A 6,783-nucleotide genomic window follows, 5' to 3' on the forward strand; every position below is an offset into this window, starting at 1 on the left:
GGGCCTCAGTGCAAAAATTCTTTAGATATTAGAAATTCCTTGGGTTCTACCGGGTGATGCCGGGGATTCTACCAATCTCTTTTGCTAGAAAATCCACACAGAGTCGGACGCGTGTCACGTTTGTCCGTTCCGGCGTGATTAGCATGTTGAGCGGTACAGACGGCAGCGTATAGTCCGGCAGGATAGGCACCAAACGTCCGTCTCGTAGGCAGTCTTCCACTAGCCAGCGATGGGCAGGCCCGTAGCCTCGACCCGCAAGGAATGCGTCTCGCGCTGCCAGACCGTGATCGACAGTCAGGCGGCCATGAAACGGCACGATATGGTTGCTGCCCGTCGCGCTGTGGAGAATCAGTCGATCTGACCCTTGCACACGTGACATCCGCACCCCGTCGAGATCATGAAGGTCCTCAGGTCGCCGCACCGGACCGTTGCGCCGCAGCCATTCTGGCGATGCGACAAGCAGGCGTTTACTTTCGCCTAAGGTGCGCAATTTCATCGTGCAATCATTCAGCGGGCCGAGGCGAACAGCGATATCGACACCCTCACGCACCAGATCAATGCGCTCGTCTGTCAGGCCAAATGCTATCTGTATCCCCGGATTCTGGTCCTGAAAGGCGTAGACAAGACGGCTGACATGCAGGACGCCCAGTGCGCCGGTACAGGAAATACGCACTGTTCCTGCCGTTGCTTGCCGCGTATCGCGCATCTCTTGGTTGGCCTGCTCGACGTGGGAGAGAATCTGTACACAATGTGCGTAATAGCGTGTTCCTTCGTCTGTGAGCGCCGTGCGGCGCGTCGTCCGCGTTAGCAAGGACACTCCCAAAGCCTCTTCAAGCTCGCGCAGATGCCGCGTGATCGTCGACTGCCCCGCGCCGGTTTCACGAGCGACGGCGGCCAAATTTCCGCGCTCGGCAATGCGCACGAAGGTTCGCATCCGTTCCAGTGAGATTAGAGAGTGTTCCATATTTCGGCATTCTCCATGCCATTATTGCTGCATGGAAGGAGAATAGCCTATCGCGTACTCTGAGTGGGCACGAAATTTTCCCTGTAAAGAGAGGCTGCTCATGAATGTCCTGATCGTTTTCACTCATCCAGAAAGACACTCGCTCAATGGAGCCCTGCTTGACGTTATGGTCGCTGAACTGAAGGCTCAGGGACATGAGGTACAGGTCTCGGATCTCTACGCTATGCACTGGAAAGCAGCCGTGGACCGGGCAGATTTCCCAGATATTGGTCCGGACGAACGTTTGAAAGTGGCGTCTGCTTCTTCACGCGAATTCGCGGCGGACGGTCTTACGGGTGATGTGAAAGCCGAGCAGGACAAATTGCGTTGGGCAGATACCGTCATCCTCCAGTTTCCACTCTGGTGGTTCGCCATGCCGGCAATCCTTAAGGGCTGGATCGATCGTGTCTATGCGTGTGGCTTCGCGTATGGCGTCGGCGAGCACAGTGATCGTCGCTGGGGCGATCGCTATGGCGAAGGTATGATGGCGGGCAAGCGCGCTATGCTAGTCGTGACCGTTGGAGGCTGGTCCGAACATTATTCAGAGAGGGGGATCAACGGCCAGATTGATGATCTGCTGTTCCCTATCAATCACGGTATTCTGTTCTATCCGGGCTTCACCGTCCTGCCGCCGTACGTGGCTTATCGAGTGGATCGACTGGACGAGGCTCGCTTCAGGACAGTGGCGGATGAACTGCGCGAACGGATGCGCACGCTGGAAGCGACGTCACCCATCCCCTATCGGAAGCAGAACGACGGCGAGTATCAAATCCCCACGATGGAACTGAAACCCGGTTTGGAAACACCTGGTGCCGTGCGTTTCGCTCTCCATGTCGGGGAATCCAAGTCGCAGGGAGAGTGACTCCCCCCGTAATCTTGTGCCCGTGCGGCTGAGTGCTTTGCCGCACGGGCACAAGACCATTACAAGTCTAAAACGGCGGAAGACCGCCTTTGCTCCCATCCGCATCATAGGCCGCAGCCTTTTCCAGATCAGGACGGAAGACTGCCAAACCCACAGTGCGGGAAACAGGATAGAGGGGATCACACAGAGGAACTCAAAACCAAGAAGTTTTGAGGTATCTCCAATTTTTCCGAAGATTGGTGTTCGCGACGGACTTTTATAACGGAATATAATATTCTGATTTATAATGGCATTATGAAGTTAATTTTTGAACGTTACCCCGAAAAATACCCCAAATATTTTAGATGCTTTCTAAGCTAAACTCTGGAGAGCCAGACCATACCAAATCCCATTTAGCGCCAGGGCGAACATTTTGAATGGCTGAGGGATCAAATATTACAAGACATTGCCCACCGGGGTTTCTGACAGATGGGTAAATGAGGCCACGCTCACCTTTCTGCTGAAGCTCAAGAGCAAGTTTTTGCCCTTCAGGATAGCCTACAGCTGGATCCGCAGAAAGACAGGGGTGCTCTGGTTCATCGCTTATATCAGGGAAGTCACCTATGAAATCAGCGAGCAGTTCGACATAACGTGCTTTCTCGTCATAAATTCCTACATAGGAGAGCTCTCTTATCTTATGATAAGCGACCTCTTCGACGGCGGTTCTCATGTCCCAAGCGCAATACCATGCGCCTCTAGCTGAGGAGTTAAACCGGTTCCCAGTAATACGCGTGTAAGTGAAGGCAGCATTAATATGGCTATGACCATAAATTTTTAGGTCAGAATTTCGCCTCTGCCATGCCAATTCCCGTTTATCAACATGCATATTCTGACCTTTTTCAGCCAGTTGCCGAAGGCTCGTTAAGCTTTCTATTTTTGCAAGGACCTCCAACTCTTCCTCGGTATCTACAAGCGCGCGAAGCGTAGGAGGCTTATGATATGTGGCAGGAATTAGTCGGATAAGGCCTCGGTCACATATGGTTGTACGCCTCACATCCCACCTCGCAGCGCATCTAGATAGCACCGTACACCAATAAAGTTGGGCAGTCCGAATTCTATTAGCGCATCAATCGGACGCTTGCCGTCAAACAATGGCCCGGTATTAGCTAGCGTCATCCATTTGGAAGCAAGAGGGTCATCGAAATATAGCTTGAGGGATTTATAAATACCTATGAGCGCACTTAATCTCAGCATTTGATCATGAGTTAACTCGCCAGAAAACCTCGGTTTTTTAGCGCGTTTCCAAGTGCTTTCTGACATATCACACAACAGTGCAGCTTGGGGCGTTGATACACCCCATTCTGCCATGATGCGGCTGACAGCTTTCAGCGCAATGCTCGTTGCGCCACCAGCTGGTGCACTTTTGGTTGCTGGCTGCATTAAAATTCTCCGTTTTTCCTTTGGTTTCTTATATCAGACCATTTGAACGCATCAATAAGATCAAATGACCTAATCGCATTATTTTTTGTGCGCGGGCTGTTTAATGCACGCTCAGACTATATAACCACTGATTGCCTTCTGGCCGGTTAAGAGTATCAGCTAGTCTGTACCTTAGCGTTGGCGGCATAAAGCGCAGCCTCAGCGGCCTGCCATTCTCCCGCCGTAGGGGTCCGGCCCGTTACCTTGTTTTCGGGAATCTTATGCCCCGTCCGTTACCCAAAAATCGCGGGATTGGATGGCACCAGATGCAACGGCGAAAAGCAAGAAAAGCTGAGATTTCTGCGGGTTTGAAACGGGGTGATATCGGCTGAAATAAGTGAATGGTGTCCGCGACGGGCGCCAAACCATCCTATCCCCTCCTATCTAAAGGTGTCTTAAAGCCTTTGAATTGATTGAGAAAATTATTTTCTAGGTAGCCAGTCCTATCTCAAGCTATCCAAGGAACGCCGACTTTAAGAGGGGCGGGAAGATGGGTGAGATAGACTAATGAAGGTAGCACCACATAGGCTAAAGGCCCGGCAGGTTGAGACGCTTAAAGAGGGCGCACTATCTGACGGTGGCAACTTATGGGCCGTGGCACGCGGCGGTTCCAAGGCATGGTCCTTCCGGTTTAAGTCCCCAGCCACAGGGAAGCGCCGAGAGATGGGTTTCGGACCTACATATGACATCCCGTTGGCCACAGCCCGGACCATGGCAGCGGATGCCCGCGCACTTTTGCGGGAGGGAATCGACCCGATAGATGCCCGCGTCCGAAACAGAGAGGTCGGGAGAACCTTTGCCGAGGCCGCTGAGCGATACATTACGGAACAGACCCCCGGTTGGCGCAACGCTAAAACAGCCCCTATCTGGCGGAGTGTGCTTACCCGGTATGCTTATCCTTCTCTCGGCGGGAAGATCGTCGCCGCCATAGACACAGAAGATGTGCTTGCCATCCTCCGTCCGATCTGGTCCGAGAAAAATGAGATCGCAAACGGTGTCCGGGGGCGCATCGAACGTATCCTTGACTACGCCCGGAGCCACGGGTGGCGTGAGGGGGAGAACCCGGCACGGTGGCGAGGTCACCTATCCAACATCTTCCCAGCCCCCGGAAAAGTGACACAGGCAGGACACTTTGCTGCTCTCGACCGGAAGGATGTGCCTCGGGCCATGGCAGCATTGGCTCAGTCAGAAGGTGTGGCGGCAAAGGTTTCTCGCTTCATTTGCCTGACGGCGGCCCGGTCGGGGGAGGCGCGGGGCGCTGTTTGGTCTGAGATAGATCTCGAAAATAAGGTTTGGACTATCCCGAAAGAGCGGATGAAGGCGGGGAAGGAGCACCGGGTGCCACTCTGCGAATCAGCTGTGGCAATCCTTCGGGAAGCCATCCCTCTCAGAGATGTGGGACGAGGCGATCTTGTCTTTCCCGGTCAGAAGGCAGGAAAGCCCCTGTCCGATGTTGCCGTATCAAAGGCTCTGCATATCGCAGCCGGGACTAAGGGTGTCACGATACATGGCCTCCGGTCTACCTTCCGGGATTGGGCTGCTGAGGAGACCGATTACCCACGTGAGGTGGCCGAGATGGCTCTGGCCCATACCGTGGGGTCAGCAGTTGAGCGGGCATACCGGCGAGGGGATCTTTTTGCCAAACGTTGGCAGATGATGGATGACTGGGAGAGGTGGACAACTAGCTAACGAGTGTATTTATTCTATTGCGTGTTACGCTATTGATATTGCTGATTATGAAAATACTGTTCTTAAATGTATAGTTTTTATTGCCTGTGCTATATTGTAGCAGAAGGCTAATTGGCGGAAAAAGATTTACCATGGCGATCATTAAATTATTTTCTCAAAGAGAGGCAGAAGCCGCAAATCTCGATCATATTGATGTTTATCAATATGATAAAATTCCATCTACTCTTCGAGTGCAGATTAAACAAATTTCTGTGGATGCACTTGGAAAAGTGGGAATAAGAGGAAATGCGGTAGACTCGCGGGATCGTAATAATAGTTTATGGGCTGAAATTGAAAAAGTATTTCTCCGTGAAAACGGCTTAGAGAAGATTGGGCACGACAAGCTCGCAGGTCTCCGTGTTCTTAGTTTTCTAGATAACTGCACTACAACGGATTGGTTGGATTTAGTTGAATTGATTGTGCTTGGTATTCACGTAATGGGTGATGACCGACATTATTCCGAACGTCAGGAATAGAGTGTGACAGTCAATCCAGAAGAGGCGATTGATGAGATAAACTATCGGTTAAGACGTGCTGGCGTAGGATACCAAGTTGAAGGAAATCGGCTTATTCGAGTGGATAGCCAGCTCATTCACTCGGAAGTAGTCAAACCGGCTTTAACTTTATTGTCCGGGGAAGGATTTGATGGGCCTAGGCAGGAGTTTCTTTCTGCCCATGAGCATTATCGGGCAGGAGAATATAGGCAAGCAGTGGGCCTGGCCGCTAGTGCATTAGAAAGTACCTTTAAAGCGATCTTTGATAAGAAAGGCTGGTCATATAACAAGGGTGCGCGTATCTCAGATCTCCTCAAGGTTGCTCGTGCAAACCATCTTTGGCCGGAATACTTGGACACGAGTTTTGATCAGCTCGTCGCTACTCTTCAGAGCGGCCTCCCTAAAATACGGGACAATGACTCTGCTCATGGTCAAGGTGCGCAACCGAAATCAGTTCCCGCGTATATCGCGGCTTACGCCCTTCATTTGGCTGCGAGCAAGATCGTGTTTATCTCTGAAGCTGCCAAGTAACTAACCTAGTATTACGAAATAATTTTTTCGGGATAGATCTAATATTTAAAATGCGGGCGGCTAGTCTTACTTCCCAACCCGCTGGTGTCCTTCTGGCCGCAACCGGGTATAAACCCCTCAGCCGCCCTCTCACAGATACCAGTGGTCTGCTGAGGTTTCGGTCTGCTTTCTTTGTGTTATGCGACTGTGTAAAGTAATTGTCCGTTTAAAAACAATAAAAATGAATAGCGTATCAATACAGGTTAGAATTATAATAGCTCCAGAGCGATAATTCCCATGGAGATATAATATGATCGAACAGACGCAAAAGCCGGTCTATGCCTCTATTTCAGGCATCATGACCGCCTTTTCTATTAGCGCGGCCACTGTGCACCGGTTGCTGAATGCTGGTGCCTTCGGGTCGTGCAAAATTGGCCGGGCACGACGGATTAAGGTTGCTGATGTAGAGGCTTATTTTGAATCACGTAAGGATCAGCCTGACGCTGTCGGCACCCGGATCGCTCGTCGGCATGTCAAGTAATAATGAAATAACGGCAGAATACGGGCCACGGTAAGCTGTCGAATATAAAATGAAACCCCTCTTGCGACCAACAAGAAGGGCTTCCAATAAGATGTAATTGAGAATTATTAGATATGAATATACCTGAGGCAACCGAAGAACACAAGTCAAACCTTAGAGCCTGTTTGAAAAGTCACGGATGAGCGTT

The 6,783-nt window shown here is 51.2% G+C and carries 8 protein-coding genes and 1 pseudogene; 5 read left to right on the forward strand and 4 right to left on the reverse strand.

From position 1 onward, the window contains the following. Window positions 1–46: 46 nt before the first annotated feature. Entirely contained in the window at window positions 47–964 is a 918-nt protein-coding gene (locus AD949_RS00225) for a LysR family transcriptional regulator (protein ID WP_048836582.1), read from the reverse strand. A 100-nt stretch (window positions 965–1,064) separates the two neighbouring features. On the opposite strand from AD949_RS00225, the gene AD949_RS00230 reads away from it, so the two are divergent. Next, a complete protein-coding gene (locus tag AD949_RS00230) occupies window positions 1,065–1,865 on the forward strand; it encodes an NAD(P)H-dependent oxidoreductase (RefSeq protein WP_048836581.1) in 801 nt (266 codons plus the stop codon). 70 nt (window positions 1,866–1,935) lie between these two features. On the opposite strand, the pseudogene AD949_RS14765 reads toward AD949_RS00230, so the two are convergent. The 3 genes and pseudogenes from AD949_RS14765 to AD949_RS00240 form a co-directional block, all read right to left on the reverse strand. Continuing rightward, a pseudogene (locus tag AD949_RS14765) lies at window positions 1,936–2,052 on the reverse strand (IS5/IS1182 family transposase); the annotation flags it as partial. Window positions 2,053–2,205: 153 nt separating this feature from the next. Beyond that, complete coding sequence (locus tag AD949_RS13515) at window positions 2,206–2,796, reverse strand: RES family NAD+ phosphorylase (protein WP_244463422.1); 591 nt, start codon at window positions 2,794–2,796, stop codon at window positions 2,206–2,208. Between the two features lie 98 nt (window positions 2,797–2,894). Further along, on the reverse strand, window positions 2,895–3,284 hold the full coding sequence (locus AD949_RS00240; RefSeq protein WP_048836579.1) for an antitoxin Xre-like helix-turn-helix domain-containing protein: 390 nt from the start codon (window positions 3,282–3,284) through the stop codon (window positions 2,895–2,897). A gap of 546 nt (window positions 3,285–3,830) precedes the next feature. On the opposite strand from AD949_RS00240, the gene AD949_RS00245 reads away from it, so the two are divergent. From AD949_RS00245 to AD949_RS00260, 4 genes are all read left to right on the forward strand, one after another. Then, entirely contained in the window at window positions 3,831–5,012 is a 1,182-nt protein-coding gene (locus tag AD949_RS00245) for a tyrosine-type recombinase/integrase (protein WP_048836578.1), read from the forward strand. 131 nt (window positions 5,013–5,143) lie between these two features. Continuing rightward, the gene (locus tag AD949_RS00250) at window positions 5,144–5,527 is read left to right on the forward strand and encodes an AbiJ-NTD4 domain-containing protein (RefSeq protein WP_048836577.1); all 384 of its coding nucleotides are present in this window, start codon (window positions 5,144–5,146) and stop codon (window positions 5,525–5,527) included. A 3-nt stretch (window positions 5,528–5,530) separates the two neighbouring features. Further along, window positions 5,531–6,076 carry an STM4504/CBY_0614 family protein gene (locus AD949_RS00255; RefSeq protein WP_048836576.1) on the forward strand — a complete coding sequence of 182 codons (546 nt, stop codon included), beginning with the start codon at window positions 5,531–5,533 and terminating at the stop codon, window positions 6,074–6,076. A 289-nt stretch (window positions 6,077–6,365) separates the two neighbouring features. Beyond that, window positions 6,366–6,596, forward strand: coding sequence for a helix-turn-helix domain-containing protein (locus tag AD949_RS00260; protein ID WP_048836575.1), 231 nt, complete (start codon window positions 6,366–6,368; stop codon window positions 6,594–6,596). Window positions 6,597–6,783 lie beyond the last annotated feature (187 nt).

Origin of the sequence: Acetobacter orleanensis (assembly GCF_001581005.1) — a bacterium.
Classification (GTDB): domain Bacteria; phylum Pseudomonadota; class Alphaproteobacteria; order Acetobacterales; family Acetobacteraceae; genus Acetobacter; species Acetobacter orleanensis.